Origin of the sequence: Aeromicrobium sp. Leaf245 (assembly GCF_942548115.1) — a bacterium.
Taxonomy (GTDB): domain Bacteria; phylum Actinomycetota; class Actinomycetes; order Propionibacteriales; family Nocardioidaceae; genus Aeromicrobium.
Map to the genome: position 1 here is coordinate 3,067,843 of NZ_OW824151.1, position 22,555 is coordinate 3,090,397.

The 22,555-nt window shown below is 71.6% G+C and carries 21 protein-coding genes; 9 read left to right on the forward strand and 12 right to left on the reverse strand.

From position 1 onward, the window contains the following. Positions 1 to 95 precede the first annotated feature (95 nt). Together NBW76_RS15000 and NBW76_RS15005 are read right to left on the reverse strand one after the other, a co-directional pair. Complete coding sequence (locus tag NBW76_RS15000; RefSeq protein WP_082481208.1) at positions 96 to 638, reverse strand: flavin reductase family protein; 543 nt, start codon at positions 636 to 638, stop codon at positions 96 to 98. Between the two features lie 65 nt (positions 639 to 703). Continuing rightward, the gene (locus NBW76_RS15005) at positions 704 to 1,855 is read right to left on the reverse strand and encodes an acyl-CoA dehydrogenase family protein (protein ID WP_056552960.1); all 1,152 of its coding nucleotides are present in this window, start codon (positions 1,853 to 1,855) and stop codon (positions 704 to 706) included. A 124-nt stretch (positions 1,856 to 1,979) separates the two neighbouring features. On the opposite strand from NBW76_RS15005, the gene NBW76_RS15010 reads away from it, so the two are divergent. The 3 genes from NBW76_RS15010 to mqo all read left to right on the forward strand — a co-directional run bounded on the left by NBW76_RS15010 (position 1,980) and on the right by mqo (position 4,950). Further along, positions 1,980 to 2,567, forward strand: coding sequence for a hypothetical protein (locus tag NBW76_RS15010; RefSeq protein ID WP_055968922.1), 588 nt, complete (start codon positions 1,980 to 1,982; stop codon positions 2,565 to 2,567). Between the two features lie 70 nt (positions 2,568 to 2,637). Continuing rightward, a complete protein-coding gene (locus tag NBW76_RS15015; protein WP_055968925.1) occupies positions 2,638 to 3,264 on the forward strand; it encodes an MSMEG_1061 family FMN-dependent PPOX-type flavoprotein in 627 nt (208 codons plus the stop codon). Positions 3,265 to 3,426: 162 nt separating this feature from the next. Continuing rightward, entirely contained in the window at positions 3,427 to 4,950 is a 1,524-nt protein-coding gene (gene mqo, locus NBW76_RS15020) for a malate dehydrogenase (quinone) (protein ID WP_235492861.1), read from the forward strand. 7 nt (positions 4,951 to 4,957) lie between these two features. Here mqo and purE read toward each other — a convergent pair whose 3' ends face one another. The 5 genes from purE to NBW76_RS15045 form a co-directional block, all read right to left on the reverse strand. After that, the gene (gene purE / locus NBW76_RS15025; protein WP_055968927.1) at positions 4,958 to 5,452 is read right to left on the reverse strand and encodes a 5-(carboxyamino)imidazole ribonucleotide mutase; all 495 of its coding nucleotides are present in this window, start codon (positions 5,450 to 5,452) and stop codon (positions 4,958 to 4,960) included. A gap of 223 nt (positions 5,453 to 5,675) precedes the next feature. After that, positions 5,676 to 6,815: a 5-(carboxyamino)imidazole ribonucleotide synthase gene (locus NBW76_RS15030; protein WP_200914436.1), complete on the reverse strand. Its 1,140-nt coding sequence runs from the start codon at positions 6,813 to 6,815 to the stop codon at positions 5,676 to 5,678. A 44-nt stretch (positions 6,816 to 6,859) separates the two neighbouring features. Beyond that, positions 6,860 to 7,867, reverse strand: coding sequence for an adenylate/guanylate cyclase domain-containing protein (locus tag NBW76_RS15035; RefSeq protein ID WP_055968930.1), 1,008 nt, complete (start codon positions 7,865 to 7,867; stop codon positions 6,860 to 6,862). Beyond that, positions 7,854 to 8,360, reverse strand: a complete 507-nt coding sequence (locus tag NBW76_RS15040) for a PH domain-containing protein (protein ID WP_055968933.1) — start codon at positions 8,358 to 8,360, stop codon at positions 7,854 to 7,856. The genes NBW76_RS15035 and NBW76_RS15040 overlap by 14 nt, the downstream gene beginning before the upstream one ends. 122 nt (positions 8,361 to 8,482) lie before the next feature. Continuing rightward, entirely contained in the window at positions 8,483 to 9,307 is an 825-nt protein-coding gene (locus NBW76_RS15045) for a biotin--[acetyl-CoA-carboxylase] ligase (RefSeq protein WP_056552413.1), read from the reverse strand. Between the two features lie 51 nt (positions 9,308 to 9,358). On the opposite strand from NBW76_RS15045, the gene NBW76_RS15050 reads away from it, so the two are divergent. The 5 genes from NBW76_RS15050 to NBW76_RS15070 all read left to right on the forward strand — a co-directional run bounded on the left by NBW76_RS15050 (position 9,359) and on the right by NBW76_RS15070 (position 12,920). Beyond that, positions 9,359 to 10,957 (forward strand): acyl-CoA carboxylase subunit beta, encoded by a 1,599-nt coding sequence (locus tag NBW76_RS15050; RefSeq protein ID WP_055968939.1) that lies wholly within the window; start codon positions 9,359 to 9,361, stop codon positions 10,955 to 10,957. Next, positions 10,957 to 11,226, forward strand: a complete 270-nt coding sequence (locus tag NBW76_RS15055; protein ID WP_082481210.1) for an acyl-CoA carboxylase epsilon subunit — start codon at positions 10,957 to 10,959, stop codon at positions 11,224 to 11,226. The genes NBW76_RS15050 and NBW76_RS15055 overlap by 1 nt, the downstream gene beginning before the upstream one ends. Before the next feature lie 7 nt (positions 11,227 to 11,233). Continuing rightward, on the forward strand, positions 11,234 to 11,890 hold the full coding sequence (locus tag NBW76_RS15060; protein WP_082481212.1) for a hypothetical protein: 657 nt from the start codon (positions 11,234 to 11,236) through the stop codon (positions 11,888 to 11,890). A gap of 144 nt (positions 11,891 to 12,034) precedes the next feature. Beyond that, positions 12,035 to 12,637 carry a nucleoside triphosphate pyrophosphatase gene (locus tag NBW76_RS15065; RefSeq protein WP_056552414.1) on the forward strand — a complete coding sequence of 201 codons (603 nt, stop codon included), beginning with the start codon at positions 12,035 to 12,037 and terminating at the stop codon, positions 12,635 to 12,637. A 70-nt stretch (positions 12,638 to 12,707) separates the two neighbouring features. Next, complete coding sequence (locus NBW76_RS15070; RefSeq protein ID WP_055968944.1) at positions 12,708 to 12,920, forward strand: hypothetical protein; 213 nt, start codon at positions 12,708 to 12,710, stop codon at positions 12,918 to 12,920. A gap of 108 nt (positions 12,921 to 13,028) precedes the next feature. Here the strand turns inward: NBW76_RS15070 and NBW76_RS15075 are convergent, their stop codons facing one another. Then, positions 13,029 to 14,210, reverse strand: coding sequence for an acyl-CoA dehydrogenase family protein (locus tag NBW76_RS15075; RefSeq protein ID WP_055968947.1), 1,182 nt, complete (start codon positions 14,208 to 14,210; stop codon positions 13,029 to 13,031). A gap of 140 nt (positions 14,211 to 14,350) precedes the next feature. Between NBW76_RS15075 and NBW76_RS15080 the strand changes: the two genes are divergently transcribed. After that, on the forward strand, positions 14,351 to 16,129 hold the full coding sequence (locus NBW76_RS15080; RefSeq protein WP_156364659.1) for a biotin carboxylase N-terminal domain-containing protein: 1,779 nt from the start codon (positions 14,351 to 14,353) through the stop codon (positions 16,127 to 16,129). 6 nt (positions 16,130 to 16,135) lie between these two features. Here the strand turns inward: NBW76_RS15080 and NBW76_RS15085 are convergent, their stop codons facing one another. The 4 genes from NBW76_RS15085 to NBW76_RS15100 all read right to left on the reverse strand — a co-directional run bounded on the left by NBW76_RS15085 (position 16,136) and on the right by NBW76_RS15100 (position 22,535). Next, on the reverse strand, positions 16,136 to 16,522 hold the full coding sequence (locus tag NBW76_RS15085) for a phage holin family protein (protein WP_056552415.1): 387 nt from the start codon (positions 16,520 to 16,522) through the stop codon (positions 16,136 to 16,138). Between the two features lie 35 nt (positions 16,523 to 16,557). After that, positions 16,558 to 18,222: an N-acetylmuramoyl-L-alanine amidase gene (locus tag NBW76_RS15090; RefSeq protein ID WP_056552420.1), complete on the reverse strand. Its 1,665-nt coding sequence runs from the start codon at positions 18,220 to 18,222 to the stop codon at positions 16,558 to 16,560. Positions 18,223 to 18,262: 40 nt separating this feature from the next. Further along, positions 18,263 to 21,058: a SpoIID/LytB domain-containing protein gene (locus NBW76_RS15095; protein ID WP_056552425.1), complete on the reverse strand. Its 2,796-nt coding sequence runs from the start codon at positions 21,056 to 21,058 to the stop codon at positions 18,263 to 18,265. A 121-nt stretch (positions 21,059 to 21,179) separates the two neighbouring features. Next, positions 21,180 to 22,535, reverse strand: a complete 1,356-nt coding sequence (locus tag NBW76_RS15100; protein ID WP_055968960.1) for an NAD(P)H-quinone dehydrogenase — start codon at positions 22,533 to 22,535, stop codon at positions 21,180 to 21,182. Positions 22,536 to 22,555: the final 20 nt, after the last annotated feature.

Consider the following 22,555-nt stretch of genomic DNA (forward strand, 5'->3'; position numbering starts at 1 on the left):
GCAGCAGCAACCGAAAGCCCACCTCGAGCAACGCACCCGCAGGAGAACACGGAGACCACCCGACCGCGACGCGGCGGCCGAGTGGAACCGCCTCGTCAGCGGTCGCTGATCGCGCCCACCGTCCGGTACGTCCGGTCGTGGTAGACCAAGGGCTCGCCCACGGGACCGAGCTGCACGTCACGGACCTCGGCGACCACGACGACGGACTCCCCCACCGGCACCCGCGCGAGGGGCACGCACCGCAGCGACGCGACCGCCTCGGGAAGCGTGGTGCCGACGTCGTCGGACGCCCAGCCCTGCTCGGGGACGAAGCGCGCGCCGGCCGACCGGCCGTAGGCGTCGGCCAGGTCGGCGAGCCCCGAGGGGAGCAGGTGGACGTCGAGCTCCGCCGCCTCGGCGATCGCGCTGCCGGACGTGCTGGACGTCAGGACCGAGAACGAGAGCGCCGGCGGGTGGGTGGACACCGAGGCCACGCTGGAGGCGGTGAGTCCGACCGGACCGTCCGGACCCGTCGCCGTGATGATCGCGACGCCGCTGGCGTGGCGTCGGAACGCCGCCTTCAACAGCTCGGCCACACCGGCGGAGCCGTGGGTCGAGATCGCGTCGGCCCCGGTCTCCACGTCCGTGCGCGTGCCCATGCCGTCTCCCTTCCTCGTCCTCACGACCCTAGAACCTCAAGTCCACTCGAGGTCAAGCGCTCCGTTCAGAGGTCCGACTGGATCCCCGCGAGCAGCTGACGAGCCATGACGATCCGCTGGACCTGGTTCGTGCCCTCGTAGATCTGGGTGATCTTGGCGTCGCGCATCATCCGCTCCACCGGGTAGTCGCGGGTGTACCCGTACCCGCCCAGGAGCTGCACGGCATCGAGGGTGACCTGCATGGCGGTGTCGGAGGCGAAGGCCTTCGCCGCGGCGCCGAAGAACGTGAGGTCCTTGTCGCCGCGCTCGGACCGACCCGCAGCGGCATAGGTGAGCTGGCGCGCGGCCTCGATCTTCATGCCCATGTCGGCGATCATGAACTGCAGTCCCTGGAAGTCGCTGATCGGCTTGCCGAACTGCTGGCGCTCCTGGACGTAGCCGAGCGCGTAGTCGAGGGCGCCCTGCGCGACGCCGACCGCCTGCGCGGCGATCGTCACACGGGTGTGGTCGAGCGTCTGCATGGCAAGGGCGAAGCCCTGGCCGACGTCGCCGATGATGCGGTCCTCGGGGATGCGGACGTCGTCGAGGTAGACCTCGCGCGTGGGCGAGCCCTTGATGCCCAGCTTCTTCTCGGGCGCTCCGAACGAGACGCCCTCGTCGGACTTCTCCACCACGAAGGCCGTGATGCCCTTGCTGCGCTTCTCGGGGTCGGCCTGCGCGAGGACGGTGTAGAACTCCGACTCCCCCGCGTTGCTGATCCAGCGCTTGGTGCCGTTGAGCACCCAATGGTCGCCGTCGCGCACCGCGCGGGTCTTCTGGTTCGCGGCGTCGGACCCGGCGTCGGGCTCGGAGAGGCAGTAGCTGAAGCCCTCGCCGGCCGCGAGGCGCGAGAGGTAGTCCTTCTTGATCCGCTCGTCGCCTCCGAGGATGACCGGGAGCGACCCGAGCTTGTTCACGGCCGGGATGAGCGACGCCGAGACGTCGACGCGGGCGATCTCCTCGATGACCAGCACCGTGGCCAGCGCGTCGGCACCGGCTCCGCCGTACTCCTCCGGGACGTGGGGGGCGTGGAAGTCGGCCGCCACGAGTGCCTCGTGGGCCTCGCGGGGGTAGCGAGCCTCCTCGTCGACCTCGGCGGCGAAGGGCGCGACCTTGGCCTGGGCCACGGCCCGGACCGCCTCGCGGATGGCCTGGTGCTCCTCGGACAACACGAACATGTCGGACACGGTGCGGCTCCAGATGCTTGACGAAGATCGAAATACTAGGACGACCTAGCAATAGTACGTCGCCCGCCCTCCGCTCACACTGCCGGGACGCGTGGGATCGCCCACACTGTGAGGCGTGATCCAACGATTCGACGGCCACATCGTCGGGCTCGGCACCACCAGCGGCACCCGGGTCGTCGTGGGCATGTGGGATCGGAGCCCGTACGGCCGCTTCGCCGATGCGATGGTCGAGCGCCCCGACGGGCACCGCGTGCTGCTCGCCCCCGACGAGCGCATCGCCGACCTGGTCTCGACCACCTACACCTTCGACGACGTCCGGATCGTCCCCGTGGCGCTCGCCGGATGGGGCATCGACGCCGGCCCACTGAGCGCCCGCTGGACTCCCGGGACGCGCGCGCCGATCGGCTGGCTGCTGCAGGCCGTCCCGACTCCCCTCGCGCACCGCGAGGCCTGGGCGCGCTTCTGCGACCCGATCGCACGACGCGTGATGCCGGGCGTGCGCACCCACGGCAGCGCCGGTCGGGGACGCACGGAGTGGTACGCCGCCTCCGACGCGTGGGGGGTGGAGTCCGCGTCCGTCGCGTGGGACGGCCAGGACCTCGGCCCACTGGCGCCCGTGGACCCGCCCGTCCGATTCGGCTTCGGCTCGGCGCCGCGGACCCCGACGCTCACCCGCGTCACGTCGTTCATCCGCGACCACTGACCCGAGGCGCGACCGCCGACCCGCGGCGGAGCGCCTCGGCTGCGCACCGGTCGGGGGCTAGCGTGTCGCCATGGCCGAGATCCACGACGTCGACGAGCTCCGCGAGGTGCTCGGCACCCCCCTGCCCCGCACCGTCGCGAAGGACCGGGACCGCCTGCACCCGCTCCACGTCGCGTGGCTCGATGCCTCCCCGCTCTGCCTGCTGTCGACGTCGGCAGCTGACGGCTCGTGCGACGTGTCACCCAAGGGCGACCCGGCCGGGTCGCTCGTGCACGTGGTCGACGAGCACACCATCGCCCTGGCCGAGCGGCCGGGCAACCGTCGGGCCGACGGCTACCTCAACGTGCTCACCAACCCCCACGTCGGACTGCTGTTCGTCGTGCCGGGTCGCGGCGACACGCTGCGCGTCAACGGGCGGGCGCGACTGCTGCGCACCGACCACGCGCCGCCGCCCTACCTCGAGCACCTCGAGGTCAAGGGACACCGACCGGTGCTGGTCTGCGAGGTCGCGGTCGAGCAGGTCTTCTTCCACTGCGCCAAGGCGTTCCTGAGGTCCGAGCTGTGGGAGCCGAGCACGTGGCGGCCGGACTCCGTGCCGTCACGGCCCGAGATCGCCCACGCCCTCGAGCGGCCCGACGAGACGCTCGAGGAGATCGCCGCCTACTACGGCGAGTCCTATCGCGCCGCCCTGTACTGACGGGCCGCAGGGGCCGGCGGCCCCGACGCGAGGAACATCACACACCTCCTGAGCAAGATCACACCGTTTCGAGTCGCGCTCACCGTGCCTCACGCGGGAGATTTGACGGTGCTGCAGACGTCGACCACGTCGTTGCCCCGGTGAGATCCAGGAGAGTCCGCGTTGAACACGCCCGCATCCCCCGTACGTCAGTCCGCCACACCCACGCGCATCACGACCGACGTGCTGCTCGTCGGCGCCGGCGTCATGAGCGCCACGCTCGGCTCGCTGCTGAAGACCCTGCAGCCCGACTGGTCCGTCACGGTCCTGGAGCGCCTCGAGGCCCCGGCGCTGGAGAGCAGCGACCCCTGGAACAACGCCGGCACCGGCCACTCCGCGCTCTGCGAGCTCAACTACACGCCGCAGCAGCCCGACGGCAGCGTCGACGTGTCGAAGGCGATCACCGTCAACGAGCAGTTCCAGCTGTCGCGCCAGTTCTGGGCGCACGGTGTGGACAACGGCCTGCTCAAGGACCCGTCGACGTTCATCAACCCCGTGCCGCACGTGAGCTTCGTGCGCGGCGCGGAGAACGTGGAGTACCTGCGCAAGCGCCACGACACCCTCGCCGGCCACCCGCTCTTCGCCGGACTCGACTTCATCCACGACCGTGACGAGTTCGCCCGGCGCCTGCCCCTCATGGCCGAGGGGCGCGACGAGCGCGAGGACGTGGCCATCAGCTGGACCGACCACGGCACCGACGTGGACTTCGGCTCCCTGACCGCCCAGATGCTCGGCACCCTCACCGCCCAGGGCGCCGACGTGCGCTACGGCCACGAGGTCAAGAACCTCGGCCGCGACACCGATGGCACCTGGCGCGTCAAGGTCAAGGACCGGACCGAGGACCGCACGGTCACCATCTCCGCCAAGTTCGTGTTCGTGGGCGCAGGCGGCGGCGCGATCCAGCTGCTCCAGAAGTCCGGCATCGAGGAGATCAAGGGCTTCGCCGGGTTCCCCGTGAGCGGGCAGTTCATCCGCTGCCTCGACGACACGGTCACCGAGAAGCACGAGGCGAAGGTCTACGGCATGGCCGCCGTCGGCGCCCCGCCGATGTCGGTGCCGCACCTCGACACCCGCGTGATCGGCGGCAAGCGGTCGCTGTTGTTCGGCCCCTACGCCGGCTGGACGCCCAAGTTCCTCAAGGAGGGCTCGTTCACCGACCTGCCCCTCTCGATCCGTCCGCACAACCTCATGCCGATGGCCGCCATCGGCGTCACCTCGTGGGGGCTCATCAAGTACCTGGTCCTCGAGCTCGCCAAGACCCGCGGCCGCAAGGTCGAGGACCTGCGCGCCTTCGCCCCGCTCGCCGAGGAGGAGGACTGGGAGCTCATCACGGCCGGTCAGCGCGTTCAGGTGGTGCGCAAGAAGGGCCGCTTCGGCGGGTCCCTCGAGTTCGGCACCACTGTCGTGAATGCCGCCGACGGGTCCATCGCCGGCCTGCTGGGCGCCTCGCCGGGCGCCTCCACCGCGGTCTCCGCGATGCTCGACGTGCTGGAGCGCTGCTTCCCCGGGCAGATCGAGGGGTGGCGGCCGCAGCTCAAGGAGATCGTGCCGTCCTACGGCCTGTCGCTCGGCGAGAACCCGTCGCTGTACTCCGACCTCAAGGACTGGACGGACCGCACGCTCGGGCTCACCGGCACCACCGTCTGAGCCCTCCTCAGCGGTCGCGGATCGCCTCGCCCTTGGCGCGGGCGGCGTCGGCCAGCTCGGCCTGGAAGTCCAGCATGCGCCCGGTCAGCACGTCGTCGCCGACGGCGAGGATGCGCACGGCGAGGAGTCCGGCGTTGCGGGCGTTGCCGATCGAGACCGTGGCCACGGGGACGCCCGCGGGCATCTGCACGATCGAGAGCAGCGAGTCCATGCCGTCGAGGTACTTCAGCGGCACCGGCACCCCGATGACGGGCAGGGGCGTGACCGCGGCCAGCATCCCGGGCAGGTGCGCCGCGCCGCCGGCACCGGCGATGATCACCTCGATGCCGCGCGTGTGCGCGTCACGCCCGTAGGCGAGCATCTCGTCGGGCATCCGGTGGGCCGAGACGACGTCGGCCTCGTACGCCACCCCCAGCTCGGCGCACGCCTGCGCCGCCGCCTCCATGACCGGCCAGTCCGAGTCCGACCCCATGACGATGCCCACGCGGGGCGTTGCGCTCATGGCCGCGATCCTAGCGAGGTCCGGCGCCGCCCCTCCCCCCGAGCGGTGAGTTCTCCACCGAGAGGTGCCGGGTGCGGTCGAGCGGTGCGGACTCCACCGCCCCAGCGCTGAGACGGTGGAATCCGCACCGCGCACCGGGTCTCCGCACATTCGGTGGAGAAGTCACCGCTCAGGGGGGGCGGTGCCGGCGGGTGGTGTCGGGAGGGCGACGTGGAGGACGTCGTCAGCCGTCCTGGAGGAGGGCGGCCGCGCGACGGGCGTCGGCCAGCACCACGTCGAGGTCGTCGCCGACGACGGTCACGTGGCCGACCTTGCGACCGGGCTTCACGGCCTTGCCGTACAGGTGCACCTTGGCGTGCGGCACGGCGGCCAGGACGACGGCCTCCTGCGCCTCGAGGTCCTGCACCGCGCCACCGAGCACGTTGACCATGACCGACCAGGAGGCGTGCGGCGTCGCCGGGCCGAGGGGCAGGTCCAGGACGGCGCGCAGGTGGTTCTCGAACTGGCTCGTGGCGGCGCCGTCGATGCTCCAGTGACCGGTGTTGTGCGGGCGCATCGCCAGCTCGTTGACGAGCACGCGTCCGTCGCTGGTCTCGAACAGCTCGACGGCGAGCATGCCGGTGACCCCCAGCGCGGTGGCGACGCGCACCGCGACGTCGGTGGCCTCCTGCGCGAGGGCGGGGTCGAGGTCGGGAGCCGGCGCCACGACCTCCTTGCAGATGCCGTCGACCTGCGTCGACTGCACGACCGGGTAGGCGACGACCTCGCCGGAGGGGTTGCGGGCCACCTGGGCACTGAGCTCGCGACGGAAGTCCACCAGCTCCTCCGCGACGAGCTCCTGGCCGTCGGCAGCGGCCAGGACCTCGGCCGCCTCGTCCTCGGACCGGACCACCCAGACACCCTTGCCGTCGTAGCCGCCCCGGGTGGTCTTGAGCACCGCGGGGTAGCCGAAGTCCTCGAGCTCGGCGAGGGCCTCCTCCGCCTCGCTCGGCAGCAGGAGGAAGAGCGGGCACGGCAGGCCGAGCACGCTGAGGCGCACCCGCATCTCGCCCTTGTCCTGTGCGTACAGCAGGGCGTCGGGCCCGGGCCGAGGCAGGTGTCCCTCCGCCTCGAGCGTGCGCAGGTGGGCCGGCGGCACGTGCTCGTGGTCGAACGTCACGACGGGCACGCCGTCGCACACGGCACGCAGGTCGGCGAGGTCGGTGTGGTCGCCCACCAGCTGGTCGGGCACCACCTGTGCGGCCGAGACGTCGGGGCCCTCGGCCAGCAGGCGGATGCGGAGCCCGAGGGCCACGGCGGGCACCTGCATCATGCGGGCGAGCTGGCCGCCACCGACGACGGCCAGGTGCGGGGTCAGCGGCATGGCAGGAGCCTACTGACCCCTCGTCCGCCCTCCGACGTCCCCCGCTACCAGCGCCGCACCGTGCGCGGACGGAACGCCCGCCGGCGGCTGATGGTGATGGGCGAGACGTTGCCGAAGCCGCGCAGCGGCCGTGGGGGCAGCGCGCGCATCTCGAACTCGTCGTCGGTGAGGTGTCCGGCGGTCTCGTCGTCGACGAGCACCCGGTTGCTGCGGGCCACGTGGGAGAGGCGCGCGGCCAGGTTCACGGGCGGGCCGAAGACGTCGCCCAGCCTGCTGATGACCGAGCCGGTGGCCAAGCCGACCCGCACGTCGGGCAGGTCGTCGCGCGAGCCGATGTTGGCCACGAGCTCGAGCGCCGTGAGCGTGGCCTCACGCGGATCGGGGTTCACGAACAGCACGGCGTCGCCGAGGGCCTTGATGACCCGGCCGTCACGCGACGTGACGACGTCGGTGCACCGGGTCTCGAAGTTCTCCACGAGCTCGCCGAGGCGGGCGTCGTCGAGCGTGTTGGTCATGGCGGTGAACCGCGACAGGTCGGCGAAGCCGATGCTCATGGTGGTCGACAGCAGCTCGGCGTCGACGGCCCCGAGCGCCTCGAGGCGGCCGGCCGCGGCGGCCAGGTGACGCCGCCAGGCGTACAGCAGGAGCCGTTCGAAGCCCGGCCCCACGTGCTCGGCGATCGCGACGGCGCTCTCCAGGCGGCTCGCGGCCCGGCCCGACTCGACGTCGGACTCCACCTGGTCGACGATCGTCTGGACCTCCCAGTCGGCCAGCCGCGCCAGCGTCTGGCCGAGCGCCCTGGTCATCCGGAAGATGGTGCGTTCCTCGAGGACGCCCTCCTCGAGCGCCAGCGCAGCGAGTCGCGCGGCGGCCACGTCGTGCTCGCCGTAGGCCGGATCGTCGCCGCTGTCGGCGAAGCCCAGCGAGCGCCAGAGCCGCTCGGCGCGGTCGAGGTCGAGCCCGGCCTTCCCGGCGACCTGCTCACCCGTGAGCTCCATGCCCTCCTGCAGGATCAGGCGGGCGAGCTCGTCACGCAGCTCAGACCGATTCATCGCTCTGGCGGTGCGAGTCGAACACGAGGTTGCTGACGGTGCGGTGGAAGCCCTCGATGCGCGGGATGTCGCGCAGCTCCAGGCCGGCCTCGTCGCTCGCGTTGTGGATGATGAGGGTCCCGCAGCCGAGGATGCGGTCGTTGAGGTTCTTCTCGAACGAGACGTCGTTGATGCGGCTGAGCGGGATGACCCGCCCCTCGCGCGTCAGGATGCCCTTCTGCTCGACGATGCGCTTGTTGGTCAGCGTGTAGGTCCAGAGGAACCAGCGCACGAACGGCAGCACGCTGCCCCACAGGACGAGCACGACGGCGATGCCGATGATCACCCAGCGCACGTACCCGTCCCCGCTGTTGCCGACCTGGGCGGCGAGGAAGCCTCCGGCGAAGGCGACCGCCAACAGGATGACCAGCGGCACGAACAGCACCTTGACGTGCGTCCGGGTCGTCGCGACGGTCTGTTCACCGTCCATCATCAGCTTGCGTGAGAGGGCCATGGGCTGATCCTCCCACGTGGCGCACGGGCCGCGGGCGACGTCTGGGCAAAGGCCTCCGTCGTCGAGCCTCCCGACGACGTGGGTGACCTGGGGACCCGCTGGTCGCACGGGCGGCGGAAGGCTCAGCCGACGGCACGGACGTGGGTCACGTCGCCCGCGCTGATCGCCCGCCCGTCCACGACGAGCCGGCCGAGCGGGTCGATGTCGTGGGCGACGCCGGTCAGCGTGGACCCGTCGGGCAGCTCGACCCGCACGCGCGACCCGAGGGTCACGCTCTGCTCGAGGTAGTCGCGCCGCAGGAGCGCCGGGTCACCGGCGCTCGCCAACCACGGCCGGTAGAGCCGCTCGAGGTGGCCCAGCAGGAGCTGGAGGACGACCCCCCGGTCGACGGTGGTGGCCCCCTCGATCGCGAGGGAGGTCGCCGTGGGCACCGGCAGCTCGTCCGGCGTCGACGACACGTTGAGGCCGATCCCCACCACGGCGGCAGGACCGGCGGGCCCGTCGGCACGCTCGAGCAGGATCCCGCTGATCTTGCGGCCCTCGACGAGCACGTCGTTGGGCCACTTCAGCCCGGAGGTCACACCGCAGTCCCGCGCCGTCAGGTCGACCGCGAGGCCCGTCAGCAGCGGCAGCCAGGTCCACTGTGGCAGGGCGACGCCGTCGGGGCGCAGGAGCACCGAGACCATGAGCCCCGCCCCCGGCGGCGTCTCCCACCGCCGGTCGAGCCGCCCCCGGCCGGCGGTCTGGTGCTCGGTCGCGACCACGAGGCCCTCGGGAGCGCCGGCACCCACCGCGGCGACGACGTCGGCGTTGGTGCTCGTGGTGGACGCGGAGACCTCGAGGCCCGTCCACACGCTCCCCTCGAGCAGCAGCACGCGACGCAGCTCGTCGACGTCGAGGGGATCGCGCCCCCCGGGCCCCGGCGTGTCGCGACGGTCGCTGCTCATGCGTCAAGCCTCACACACCACGGCGCGTCGAGGATCGTTACTCTGACCCACGTGAGCGAAGCAGAGGCAGAGATCGAAGAGCGTCCGGAGCTGCACACGACCGCCGGGAAGCTGGACGACTTCCGGCGCCGGCACCACGAGGCGACCGTCGAGGTCGCCGAGCGGGCGGCCGAGAAGCAGCACGCGAAGGGCCGCCAGAGCGCCCGCGAGCGCATCGACCAGCTGTTCGACGAGGGCTCCTTCGTCGAGCTCGACGCACTGGCCCGGCACCGCTCCACCAAGTTCGGGCTCGAGAACAACCGGCCGCTCGGCGACGGCGTCATCACCGGATACGGCACGATCGACGGCCGCCAGGTGTGCGTCTTCAGCCAGGACTTCAGCGTCTTTGGCGGCAGCCTCGGCGAGGTGTACGGCGAGAAGATCACCAAGGTCATGGACCTCGCCATCAAGTCGGGCTGCCCCATCATCGGCATCAACGAGGGCGCCGGCGCCCGCATCCAGGAGGGTGTGGTCTCGCTCGGCCTGTACGGCGAGATCTTCCGCCGCAACGTGCACGCGTCGGGCGTCATCCCCCAGATCTCGCTCATCATGGGCTCGTGCGCCGGCGGCCACGTCTACTCCCCCGCGGTCACCGACTTCACGGTCATGGTCGACGAGAAGTCGAACATGTTCATCACCGGGCCCGACATCATCAAGACGGTCACCGGCGAGGACGTGACCATGGAGGAGCTGGGCGGTGCCCGCACGCACAACACGCGCAGCGGCAACGCCCACTACCTGGCCTCCGACGAGGAGGACGCCCTCGAGTACGTGAAGGCGCTCATCTCGTTCCTGCCGCAGAACAACATGGAGGAGGCGCCGGTCTACGACGAGGGCGTCGACCTGGAGCGCAACGAGACCGACCTGGCGCTCGACACGCTGATCCCGGACTCGGCCAACCAGCCCTACGACATCCGCACCGTGATGGAGTCCGTGCTCGACGACGGCGACTTCCTCGAGGTCCAGCCGTTGTTCGCGCCGAACCTCGTGATCGGCTTCGGCCGGGTCGAGGGTCGCAGCGTCGGCGTGGTGGGCAACCAGCCCATGCAGCTGGCCGGCTGCCTCGACATCGACGCCTCCGAGAAGGCCGCCCGCTTCGTGCGCACCTGCGACGCGTTCAACATCCCCGTGCTCACGTTCGTCGACGTGCCGGGCTTCCTGCCGGGCACCGAGCAGGAGTGGAACGGCATCATCCGCCGCGGCGCCAAGCTCATCTACGCCTACGCCGAGGCCACGGTCCCGCTCGTCACGATCATCACGCGCAAGGCCTACGGCGGTGCGTACGACGTCATGGGCTCCAAGCACCTCGGCGCCGACGTGAACCTGTCGTGGCCCACCGGCCAGATCGCCGTCGTGGGCGCCTCCGGTGCCGTCAACATCCTGTACCGCCGCGAGGTGGCTGCGGCCGACGACCCCGAGGCCAAGCGCGCCGAGCTGATGACGGAGTACGAGGACACGCTCTGCAACCCGTACGTGGCGGCCGAGCGCGGCTACATCGACGGCGTGATCGAGCCGTCGCAGACCCGCGCCGAGGTCACCAAGGCCCTGCGCCTGCTGCGCACCAAGCGCGAGACGCTCCCGCCCAAGAAGCACGGGAACATCCCGCTCTGATGAGCGACGAGACGACGCCTGCGGCCGACGCCGCCGAGCAGACGCCCGCAGCACCGGTCACGCCGGTGCTGCGGGTGGTCCGCGGCGACCTGTCGCCCGAGGAGCTGGCGGCGCTCGTGGCCGTCGTGGCCGCACGCAACGCAGCTGCCGCGAACGCCGCAGCGGGCGCGAAGCCGGCACCGCGCAGCGAGTGGGGACACCCGGTGCGCGCGCACCGCACGCCGCACCGTGTGGGCCCCGACGCCTGGCGTCGCTCCGCCTGGGCCTGAGTCCTGCATGACCCTGCGCCACGAGCCCGACGTGTCGGCGGCGGACTGGATCGTGCGGGCCGACGCGGACTGGGGTGTCATCGCCGGCCAGGGACCGCCGGGCTTCGAGGCGTACGCGCAGGTCCCGTTCGACAGGGACGCCTCACCGGAACGAACTGACGACGTCGTCCACGCCGACGTCGTCCACCTGGCGACCGCCCACACCTCGACGCCCGACGACGCGGTCTTCGCCCTCTGGGAGGGGTGGGGCGACATCGAGGGTGGCGATGCCGTCTCGATGCTCTACCAGAGCCCGGCGCTCACCGGCTTCGGCCGGGTCTTCCGCCGCCCCAGGCCGCCGCGGATCCCGCCGGCGTTCGACGACGCCGTGATGAAGGCGCCGCGGGCCGACCTGGACGGGTTCCGGGCCTACCTGCTCTTCCGCGGCCCGCTGTCGGACGTCGGTCGCTGGGGCGCCCGCCCCGAGGCGCCGGACTGGCCACGTCGGCTGGCTCCCGCCTCGTTCGTCTGGCCGCAGGACCGGTCGTGGTGCATCGCCCAGGACGTGGACGACGACAGCCTGACGATCGGCGGCTCGCAGGCGCTCGTCGACGCCGTCCTAGCCCACCCGGACCTCCGCGCCGAGCCCGCGACGTACGGGTCCCCACCGCCGTTGCCCGACTGACGCCGCGCCGCCCTCGTCATCGGTGGATCCTCAACCGCAGGGACGGCGCTGAGGTTGCCGATCCACCGATGGCCGCCCCGAAGCACCCCTGATGTTGCGGATCCACCGATGGGGGGTCGAGAGCGGTCCTGCCACGATGGGCCCATGGTGCGCATGGTCCTGGCCTCACAGTCCCCCGCCCGGCTCGCGACGCTGCGAGCGGCCGGCATCGAGCCGGAGGTGGTCGTCTCCGGGGTCGACGAGTCGCAGGTGCAGTCACGCGACGCCGCGAACCTGGCCGCGGCCTTGGCGCAGCTGAAGTGCCGCGCGGTCGCGGCGACGGTCGACGACCCGGACGCGCTCGTCGTCGGCTGCGACTCGGTGCTCGCCTTCGAGGGCGAGATCCTGGGGAAGCCCGGCGACGCCGCGACCGCGCGCGCCCGGTGGCGTCGGATGCGTGGTCGCTCGGGCGTGCTGCACACCGGGCACTGCGTCCGCCGTGCCGGCCGGGAGGTCGTCGACGCGGCCTCCACCGTCGTGCACTTCGCCGACGTCGGCGACGCCGAGATCGACGCGTACGTCGCCACCGGGGAGCCGCTGCACGTGGCCGGAGCCTTCACGATCGACGGCCTGGGCGGCGCGTTCGTCCGCGGGATCGAGGGCGATCCCCACACCGTGGTGGGCATCAGCCTGCCGCTCCTGCGCGACCTCGTGGCCGATCTCGACGTCGTCTGGACCGACCTCTGGAATCGTCCCGGCGCGGTGTGACGAGCCCCGCGAGCGAGCGTGTGACGAGAACTCGGTACCGGAACGTGCAGGAAGATGAGAGAATGGGGACATGGCCCCTCGTCGCAAGTTCCACGCGTCCAGCCCCTTCCAGCCCCAGGCGGTGGAGCCGGACGCGGTCTACGAGGTGGCTTCGCGCGTCAGCCACGACACCTACGGTCTCGGCCGGATCGTGAGCCTGCAGGGCACCCGGTCGGCCCAGGTCGACTTCGGCGACCAGGTGCGCCACGTGCCGCTTCCCTGCCGCGCGCTCGTCAGCCTCTGACGGAGTCCGGGGCCTGGTCGTCGCCTGGGAACGGCCGGCAGCGGCATGCCCGGCGACAGTCGCGCACGGATCGGTGCGACGGCACCGCAGGCCTGACCTGCCCGTGAGTCACTCGACGGGCAGACCCAGCCCGCGGGCGATCAGCATGCGCTGCACCTCGCTGGTCCCCTCGCCGATCTCCAGGATCTTGGCGTCGCGGTAGAACCGGGCCACGGGGTACTCCTCCATGAAGCCGTACCCGCCGAAGACCTGCGTCGCGATGCGGGTGCCGGTCACGGCCGACTCCGTCGCGTGCAGCTTGGCCACCGACGCGGCCTGCTTGACCACGGCGTACGGGGCTCCGGCGTCCTTCAGGGCTGCGGCTCGGTAGGTCAGGGCCCGCGCCCCCTCGAGCAGCACGGCGAGGTCGGCGATCTGGAAGGCCACACCCTGCTTCGCACCGATCGGCACCCCGAACGTCTGCCGCTCCCCCGCGTACTGCACGCACAGGTCGAGGCAGGCCTGCAGGCAGCCGACCGAGAGCGCCGAGATCGCGATGCGGCCGTCGTCGAGCGTGGCGAGGAACTGGGCGTAGCCACGGCCGCGCTCGCCGAGCAGGTGGTCGGCGGGGACGCGCGCCCCCGTGAAGGCCAGCGGGTGGGTGTCGGAGATGTGCCACCCGAGCTTGTCGTAGGCGGGCTCAGCCACGAACCCGGGCGTTCCCGCGGGCACCATGATCGCCGAGATCTCAGGACGCCCGTCGGCGCGCTCCCCGGTACGTGCGGTGACGGTGACGACCGACGTCAGGTCGTTGCCGGAGTTGGTGATGAACTGCTTGGCGCCGTCGACCACCCAGGTGTCGCCGTCGAGCACGGCGCGGGTGCGCGTGGCACCCGCGTCGGAGCCGGCTCCGGGCTCGGTGAGGCCGAAGCCCGCCAGGGCGCGACCGGCGACCAGGTCGGGCAGCCAGCGCTCCTTCTGCTCCGCGGTGCCGAACGCGACGATCGGGTTGATCCCGAGACCGACCCCGGCCTGGAGCGTGATGCCCATCGACTGGTCGACGCGACCGAGCTCCTCGATCGCGACGCACAGGCTGGTGAAGTCCGCGCCTGCGCCGCCGTACTCCTCCGGCGCCGTGAGGCCGAACAGACCGAGGTCGCCCATCTCGCGCACGACGTCGACCGGGAAGTGGTGCTCGCGGTCCCACTGCGCGACGTGCGGCGCGATCCTCGACTCGGCGAACTCCCGCACCGTGCGGCGGAAGTCCTCGTGCTCGCGGGAGAGACCGGACAGCTGTGCGACGTCGACCATGCACTCAGGTTAACACTCGTTAACCCGACGGTCGGACGTCCGCGTGACGTACCTCATCCACCCTCGGGCCGTCCCGCCCCCTACACTCGGCAGGCAGTGCCCGCCCCCGCCCAGCCTGTCCATCCCGAGGAGAGCCGTCCGTGAGCAAGCCCCTGCAGAAGGTCCTGATCGCCAACCGTGGAGAGATCGCGGTCCGCGTGGTCCGAGCCTGCAAGGACGCCGGCATCGGCAGCGTCGCCGTCTACGCCGAGCCCGACCGCGACGCCTTGTTCGTCCGGCTCGCCGACGAGGCCTACTCCCTGGAGGGCTCGACCCCGGGCGACTCCTACCTCTCGATCGAGAAGATCGTGGCCGTCGCCCAACGCTCGGGCGCCGACAGCGTGCACCCGGGCTACGGCTTCCTCGCCGAGAACGCCGAGTTCGCCCAGGCCGTCATCGACGCCGGACTCGTCTGGATCGGCCCCCCGCCCGCGGCCATCGAGGCCCTCGGCGACAAGGCCAAGGCCAAGCAGATCGCCCAGACGGCGAACGCCCCGCTCGCTCCCGGCACCAAGGACCCCGTCAAGGACGCCGACGAGGTCGTGGCCTTCGCCCAGGAGAACGGTCTGCCGGTCGCCATCAAGGCCGTCTTCGGTGGTGGCGGTCGTGGCCTCAAGGTCGCCAAGACCCTCGAGGAGATCCCCGACGCCTACGAGTCCGCCGTCCGCGAGGCCGTCAGCGCCTTCGGTCGCGGCGAGTGCCTCGTGGAGAAGTTCCTCGACAAGCCCCGCCACGTCGAGACGCAGTGCCTGGCCGACAGCCACGGCAACGTCGTCGTGGTCTCCACGCGCGACTGCTCGCTGCAGCGCCGCCACCAGAAGCTGGTGGAGGAGGCCCCCGCGCCGTTCCTGTCCGACGACCAGCTGGCGCGCCTCTACGATTCGTCGAAGGCCATCCTCAAGGAGGCCGGCTACGTGGGCGCCGGCACGTGCGAGTTCCTCGTCGCCGCCGACGGCACCATCAGCTTCCTCGAGGTCAACACGCGCCTGCAGGTCGAGCACTGCGTCTCCGAGGAGGTCACGGGCATCGACCTCGTGCGCGAGATGTTCCGCATCGCCGCCGGCGAGGAGCTCGGCTACGGCGACCCGGAGATCATCGGCCACTCGATCGAGTTCCGCATCAACGCCGAGGACGGTGGCCGCGGCTTCCTCCCGGCTCCGGGCACGCTCACGAAGTGGGCTCCCCCGAGCGGCCCGGGCGTCCGCCTCGACGGCGGCTACGAGGAGGGCGAGACCGTGCCGGGCGCGTTCGACTCGCTCATCGCCAAGCTCATCGTCACCGGGCGCACCCGCGAGCAGGCCATCGAGCGCTCCCGCCGTGCCCTCGACGAGTTCGTCGTCGACGGCATGCCGACGGTCATCCCCTTCCACCGCGACGTGCTGGACGACCCGGCCTACAACGCGTCCGACGGATCGTTCGACGTCTACACGACGTGGATCGAGACCGACTACGACAACCAGCTCGAGCCGTACGCGGGCGCCTCCGAGACCGACGAGCCCGCCGAGCGCGAGCGGGTCGTCGTCGAGGTGGCCGGCAAGCGCGTGGAGGTCGTCCTCCCCGGCGGGCTCGGAGCCGTGGCCGGCGCCGCGAGCGGTGGCGCCAAGAAGCAGAAGCGCAAGGGCGGCAAGGCCGCGGGCGCCGCTGCGTCCGGTGACTCCCTCACCTCGCCCATGCAGGGCACCGTGGTCAAGGTCGCCGTCGAAGAGGGCCAGGAGGTCGCCGCCGGCGACACCGTGCTCGTCATCGAGGCCATGAAGATGGAGCAGCCCATCACCGCGCACAAGGCGGGCACCGTCACCGGGCTCTCGGCCGAGATCGGCGCCACGATCGGTGCCGGCGAGGTCGTCGCGACGATCGCCGACGCCCCCGCTGCGGAGTAGCGGCCCTCAGGCCTCGAAGGGCGGCACGTCCGCCGGGGCCTGGGTGTCGACCTCGCCGTAGGCGACCCCTGCGGCCCAGACGACCAGGATCACGATCGCCCAGGTCCACGGCCCCTCCAGGTCGAACCCACGGCGGGGCACGACGGCGTCCGTCAGCACGAGGGCCGCTGCCGTGACCACGAGGCCCCCGATCACGGCCGACGGTCGAGCGAGCCGCGGCGCCAGGGTGGTGGTCGCGCGACGCAGTCCGACCGCGAGCACCGTGAACAGGACGACCGCTGCGACGAAGCCGCCGAGGCGGATGTCGAACCCGTCGAGCAACCAGGCGGTGAGACCGAAGGAACCGATGTTCGCGAGGGCCGCGATGGCCAGGGACCGCCCGATCGACTGCATGGTGCGAGTATCCACGACGCTGCGCGCCGCCGCGCTCACCGGTACGCGACCTCCGCAGGGCTGCCGTCACGCTGCGTGATGATGCCGCCGTCGAACCGCGCTCGGGACAGGCCCGGCTTGCGGTAGACCCGCGTCTCGGGAGCGCCGAGGCGTCCCTCGGACTCCCCCAGCTCGCGGTACAGGTCCTCGATGCCGCCGTGGATGCCGAGCGCGATCGTGCCCGAGCCGCGGACCACCCGGTAGACGCTGCCGCGCTCGAAGCGCTGCACGCTCACGGCCGGATCCGCGGTGCGGACGTGCAGGGCCGTGGGGAACCCCATCACTCCGGCGTGGGCGCCGAGGTGGTTGTACTCGCCACGCACCAGGCCGCCGACCCAGAACACGCCGACGCCCTGCTTCCAGTACAGCTCCATGGCCTGGAAGAAGGTCTTGCGCTGGGTCGCGTTCCCGTACTCGCTGGCGTACGGGTAGCCCGTCAGGTCGCGGCCGAGCTTCGCGGCGTACCGCTTGATCTCGGAGTCGTAGTCGGCGATGTACGACGCGACGCTGTTGCGCAGCGTCGGCAGGTAGGCGTAGCCGTTGCGTCCGGGGCACGCCGTCCCCAGGACGTCGCGGTGCCCGTGGATCACCTGGTAGGTCTTGCCGTCGGCCGACCAGGTGCCCTTGGCGCCCCGGTAGAACGTGCCCAGGCGCCAGCCGATGACCTTCACCAGGGCGGAGCGCGTGGCCGTGCCGACGTTGGCGGTGTCGTAGTTGCCCATCATCGACACCCCCATGGAGTAGGTGTTGACCTTCGCGTTCCCTGCGTGGGCGCCGCGGACCGTGCGATCGAGTCCGCCCTTGCGGCCCTCGAAGATCTGCCCGTACTTGTCGACGAGCACGTTGTACCCGATGTCGCACCAGTCGCGGCTCTTCACGTGGTACGACTGGATGCCCCGCACGATCGAGCGCGACTGCGCCTTCGTGTAGGAGTTCGAGCCGGCCGTGTGGTGCAGCGTCACGCCGAACGTGGTCATGCCGACGCGGGGGCTGTCGCACGAGCCACCCGCCGAGGCCCCCCAGGAGGAACGGCTGATGACGGCCGGCTTGGGCGTGAACGTGGGCGAGGCGTCGGCGGCCTGGGCCAGGCTGCTCACAGGTGCACTCGCCGAGGTCGCGGAGCCTGCGCCGTCGGACCCGAGGTCGAGGGTCTCGAGCCTGAGCCCGCGAGGCACCGATCCCGAGCTGGAGGCGACCTGCAGCGCCACGGCATCGGACTCCCCCACGTACATGGGCTCGGTGCCGGGCCGCCCGGCCTCCACCGTCTCCTCGTCCTGCGGGATCTCCTGCCAGGCACCCCACCCGTCGGCGGTGCGCGTGCGCACCTGCACCACCACGTCCCCCAGTCCGGGGGTCGGCGACCAGGTGGCGCCGACCATCGAGAACGACGGGACGGTCCGGGGAGCGATCTCCGAGACCACGGGTGCGCTCGGGACGGCGGTCCGCGCCGTCGTCCGGGCCAGACGGCGTTCGCCGCGGCTCCGCGACGCCTCCACCGCACGGTGCTTCGGGCGCTCGAACCGTTCCAGGGAGACGTCCTGTCCGGACGACGCCGTGCGCGCCGGCGCAGGACCGGTCGCCGGGGCTGCGGCAGCCGCAGGGGCCACCAGCCCGCCCCCGGCCAGGACGAGCGTGGTCAGAGCGACGGACAGGTGCCTCATCAGGTCGATTCCCCCTCGGATCGAGCCGGTGGACCGAGGTTCAGCCCAACCGGAAGTAGTGCGAGCGTAGCCCGAGCGCGAACCGGAGCTGAGGCCCCGTGACCGTCGTCGACCCCTTCGTGCCCGTGAGCGTGATCGACTCGACGCGGCCCGCCCAGTCGCCCATCAGGTCGCGCTTGGTGACCTTGAGGCTGCGCAGGGTCCCGACCTGCGGGTAGGCCTTCTCGATCGTGGCGGCCGGGACGGACGCGGTCCAGTCGTGGTTGGCGTTGCCCGACCAGTCGTCCCAGGCGTCGAGGCGTCCCTTCAGGTACGGCTGGCTGCCCGGCGCCGAGGCGCCGCCCGAGGACGACGAGTACTGCGTGAACGCCGGCGCGCCCTGGTAGGTGAGGATCGCGCCGAGGGTCGCCAGCACGGCCTTGTCGGTGGTCGCGGTCTGGCCGGCCACGCCCTTGTAGACCTGGCAGGAGGTCGTGTCGCACACGTCGTAGTACCGCGACGGGGTGAGCGAGCGGACGCCGTAGGTGCGCGCAGCGACCGACTGCGCCTTGAGCGCCTCCGGCTCCCAGCTCGACGGCATCTCGGCCGCCACGACGCCGAGGGTGTAGTTGTCGATCGACGTCACGTTCACCGTCTTGCGCGTGGTGGCGCCCTTCGACGGCACGGCCGAGCGCACGCTCGTGCGGTACTCCCGCACGCTCCCACCCGGCATCACGAGTGCCACCTTCGTGGCCTCGAACTGCGCGTCGCCCGTCCAGAAGTTCCGGTCGTAGGCGGTCCAGGTGGATCCGGTCCGGTACTGCAGCACGGACTTCTTCGGGTCCGCGGTGAGCGGGATGATCCGCCACTGCGAGACGGTCTTGCCGTTGCGGGTGGCGGGCAGGACGATCCGCTTGCCCGACACCATGTTGCGGTAGGCCAGGCCCGAGCGAGCCGTCACCGTCACCGTCGACGAGGTCGCCGCGCCGAGCAGCACGCGGATGCTCCCGGTGCGCTCGGACAGGGTCGTGCCGGGGTAGTAGGCGGCCAGGATCTCCTTGAACGTCTTGCCGGAGCGGGCCGCACCCTGCGCGCCGTACTGGCTCATGCCGATGCCGTGACCGAAGCCGTGGCCACGGAAGGTCACGGTGCGACTGCTCGGCACGGTGAGCCCGTCGGGACCGATGCCGCCCGCGTACCAGGTGCTGACGACGCCCGAGGCCTCGGACAGCTCCAGGTAGCCCTTGGTCAGCTTGAGGCGCTGGTAGCCCGTCCGTGCGCGATAGACGGTCGACCGCGGCACGCCGAGCTTGCCGGCGGACTCCTTCTGGGCCTGGTACTCCTTGTACAGCGGTCCGTAGAGCGCGTAGCCGGCGGTGCTCGACCCGCTGGTGACCAGGTACACCGCTCCCTTCTGGAAGCGCTGGACCTTCGTGCCCGTGACCGAGGTCGCCACCGGGTCACCGGTCGGGAAGCCGAGCGAGCCGTTGTGCTCACCGGTGCGGTAGAACTCGGTCTTCGCCGGGCCCGAGACGGCGTAGGCACCCGCGGCCTTGGTCCAGAGCAGGTCCATGTTGGCGTAGATCGCGCGACGCTGGGTGGAGTTGCCCCACTCGGCCCGCACGACCTTGCCGAGCTTGGTGCTGCCGATCTTGGCCGCGAGCTTCTGGATCTCGGTGCCGGGGGCCGGCGTGCTCGGGGTCGGGGTGCTCGTCGACGTGCCGGCGAGGCGCTTGGCCACCTCGCTGCGCAGGCCGCCCGACTGCGTCAGCCACGCGTACCCGTAGCGCCCGGGGCACGCCGTGCTCTTGACGTCGCGGTGACCCATGATCCGGTTCACCGTCTTGCCCCCGAGGGAGTACGTGCCGGTGGCCTTCAGGCCGGCGAGCGAGTGGCGCCACGCGATGAGGTCCGCGACCGCGGTCTTCATGGCTGCGGGGACCTGCGCGACGTCGTAGTTGCCCATCATCGAGACGCCGACCGTGCGCTCGTTGGCGGCGTTGACGCCGGCGTGGGCACCGCGCACCATCTTCGTGATGCCGCCCTTGCGACCCTCGAAGATCTGGCCGTACTTGTCGACGAGGAAGTTGTAGCCGATGTCGCACCAGCCCTGGCTTCCCGTGTGGTACGCCTGCGTGGATCGCACGATGCCGGCGGACTGGGCCTTGGTGTAGCTGTTCGAGCCGGCGGTGTGGTGCAGCGTCGTGCCGAGCATGGAGGCCCCGTACACCGGCGCGCTGCAGGACGATCCGCTCTTGGCGCCCCACGAGGCGCGGCTGATGATCTTGGGCTGGCCGACGGCGGCCGCCGTCGGCACGGTCGCGCTGCCGTTCTCGCCGTCGGTGACCGTGGACACCCGCACACCGCTCGGCGAGCGCCCGGACGGGGTGCTGACGCGGACGTCGACGCCGTCGGACTCCCCGACCCAGAGCGGGTCGGTGCCGGGACGCACGTCGGTGGACGCGGGATCGGTCGGTGAGGTCTCCAGGGTGGTCCAGTCGCTCCAGCCGTCGGCCAGCGAGCGCCAGCGCACCTCGACCGTCGGGTCCTCGTCGGTCGACCCGGCGTCCCAGGTCACGCCCAGGAGCGAGAAGGTCTCGGTCGACCGGGTCAGCTCCGCGGCCGGCTGGGGCTCCTCGGCCTCGGGGGTGCTCGGCGCCGTCCTCTGGTCGGGGCGAGCCTCGTCCTCGGCCGGGTCGACCGGGGGCACCACGGTCTCGGTCACCTCGGCCGGCTTCGCCTCGGCGGTGACGACGGCCGGCGGCGCGGCATCGGACGTGGAGACGAGGGAGGCCACCGCGACGGCGGAGACGACGGCGAACGGGACAGTTCGCCGGACCAAGGTCCAGGGGCGCATGGGGAAGACCGATCCTGTGACAGATGTGACGGATGTGACGAGCGAGCCAGGCCAACGGAACCACACATCGGCGGCGACTTCCACCGGTGTGAGTGAACTACACGCCTGTCATTTCCGCAGGTCAGCGGGGGTGCAGACTGCGAGCCGCCTCCGCCACCGAACCCGACAGCGAGGGGTACACCGTGAACGCGTCGGCCACCTGGTCGACCGTCAGGGAGGCGGACACGGCGAGCGAGACGGCGTGGATCAGCTCGCTCGCTCGCGGGCCCACCACCACTCCCCCCACCACGACGCCCATGCCGCGGCGCGAGAAGAGCTTGACGAAGCCGTGACGGACGCCCTGCATCTTGGCGCGCGCGTTCGTGGCCAGCGGCAGCATCACGACGTCGACGTGCAGGCCGGCCTCGTCGATCTTGCGCTGCGACAGGCCGACGGTCGCGATCTCCGGCGACGTGAAGATGTTGCTCGAGACCTTCTGCAGGTCGAGCGGGTGCACGGCGTCACCGAGCAGGTGCGCCATGGCGATGCGGCCCTGCTGGGCCGCGACGGAGGCGAGCATGAGCACCCCGGTGCAGTCGCCGGCCGCGTAGATGCCGGGCACGCTCGTGCGCGAGACGCGGTCCACGCGGACGAAGCCGTTCTCGTCGAGCACGACGCCGGCCTCCTCCAGCCCGAGGTCCGCGGTGTTCGGGATGGAGCCGAGGGCGAGCAGGCAGTGCGACCCGACGACCTCGCGACCGTCGGTGAGCGTGACCACGACCTGGTCGCCGTCGCGCCGCACGGAGGCCATGCGGGACTGGCCCATGACGGTCATGCCACGCTCGGTGAAGACGTCCTCGATGAGCTCGGCGGCGTCCTCGTCCTCACCGGGCAGCACCCGGTCGCGGCTCGAGACGAGCGTGACGCGGGCGTCGAGCCCGTTGTAGGCACTCGCGAACTCCGCGCCGGTGACGCCGGACCCCACGACGATCATGTGGTCCGGGATCTCGCGCAGCGCGTAGACCTGCTCCCACGTGAGGATCCGCTCGCCGTCGGGGAGCGCGTCGGGGCTGACCCGAGGGTGCGCTCCGGTGGCGACCAGCACGGCGTCGGCCTGGATCGTACGACCGTCGACCTCGACGGAGCCGGCGGAGACCAGCCGGGCGGATCCCTTGACGAACTCGATGCCCTCGCGCTCGAGGCGCCCGGCGATGTCGGCGGACTGGGCCAGTGCCAGCTTCATGACCCGGTCGTTCACCGCGGCGAGGTCGGCGCGGACGTCACGCGGGACCTCGACCCCCAGCTCGGCCGAGGACTCGACCTCGGTCAGCAGGTCCGACGTCGCGATGAGCGTCTTGCTGGGCACGCAGTCCGTGAGGACGGTCGAGCCGCCCAGACCGTCGCGTTCGACCACGGTGACCTGAGCCCCCAGACGCGCCGCCACGAGCGCGGCCTCGTAGCCGCCTGGTCCCCCGCCGATGATCACCACATGAGTCACGGCGCCATTCTCGCACCGTG

What these genes read in the sequence shown, in the direction of transcription:
- NBW76_RS15005 (WP_056552960.1), bottom strand. Translation starts at nt 1,855, where the DNA reads ATGTTCGTGTTGTCCGAGGAGCACCAGGCCATCCGCGAGGCGGTCCGG.
- NBW76_RS15090 (WP_056552420.1), bottom strand. Translation starts at nt 18,222, where the DNA reads ATGAGGCACCTGTCCGTCGCTCTGACCACGCTCGTCCTGGCCGGGGGC.
- NBW76_RS15015 (WP_055968925.1), top strand. Translation starts at nt 2,638, where the DNA reads ATGGCCGAGATCCACGACGTCGACGAGCTCCGCGAGGTGCTCGGCACC.
- NBW76_RS15045 (WP_056552413.1), bottom strand. Translation starts at nt 9,307, where the DNA reads ATGAGCAGCGACCGTCGCGACACGCCGGGGCCCGGGGGGCGCGATCCC.
- NBW76_RS15035 (WP_055968930.1), bottom strand. Translation starts at nt 7,867, where the DNA reads ATGAATCGGTCTGAGCTGCGTGACGAGCTCGCCCGCCTGATCCTGCAG.
- NBW76_RS15070 (WP_055968944.1), top strand. Translation starts at nt 12,708, where the DNA reads ATGGCCCCTCGTCGCAAGTTCCACGCGTCCAGCCCCTTCCAGCCCCAG.
- NBW76_RS15065 (WP_056552414.1), top strand. Translation starts at nt 12,035, where the DNA reads ATGGTGCGCATGGTCCTGGCCTCACAGTCCCCCGCCCGGCTCGCGACG.
- NBW76_RS15030 (WP_200914436.1), bottom strand. Translation starts at nt 6,815, where the DNA reads ATGCCGCTGACCCCGCACCTGGCCGTCGTCGGTGGCGGCCAGCTCGCC.
- NBW76_RS15075 (WP_055968947.1), bottom strand. Translation starts at nt 14,210, where the DNA reads ATGGTCGACGTCGCACAGCTGTCCGGTCTCTCCCGCGAGCACGAGGAC.
- NBW76_RS15095 (WP_056552425.1), bottom strand. Translation starts at nt 21,058, where the DNA reads ATGCGCCCCTGGACCTTGGTCCGGCGAACTGTCCCGTTCGCCGTCGTC.
- NBW76_RS15055 (WP_082481210.1), top strand. Translation starts at nt 10,957, where the DNA reads ATGAGCGACGAGACGACGCCTGCGGCCGACGCCGCCGAGCAGACGCCC.
- NBW76_RS15085 (WP_056552415.1), bottom strand. Translation starts at nt 16,522, where the DNA reads ATGCAGTCGATCGGGCGGTCCCTGGCCATCGCGGCCCTCGCGAACATC.
- NBW76_RS15060 (WP_082481212.1), top strand. Translation starts at nt 11,234, where the DNA reads ATGACCCTGCGCCACGAGCCCGACGTGTCGGCGGCGGACTGGATCGTG.
- purE (WP_055968927.1), bottom strand. Translation starts at nt 5,452, where the DNA reads ATGAGCGCAACGCCCCGCGTGGGCATCGTCATGGGGTCGGACTCGGAC.
- NBW76_RS15040 (WP_055968933.1), bottom strand. Translation starts at nt 8,360, where the DNA reads ATGGCCCTCTCACGCAAGCTGATGATGGACGGTGAACAGACCGTCGCG.
- NBW76_RS15000 (WP_082481208.1), bottom strand. Translation starts at nt 638, where the DNA reads ATGGGCACGCGCACGGACGTGGAGACCGGGGCCGACGCGATCTCGACC.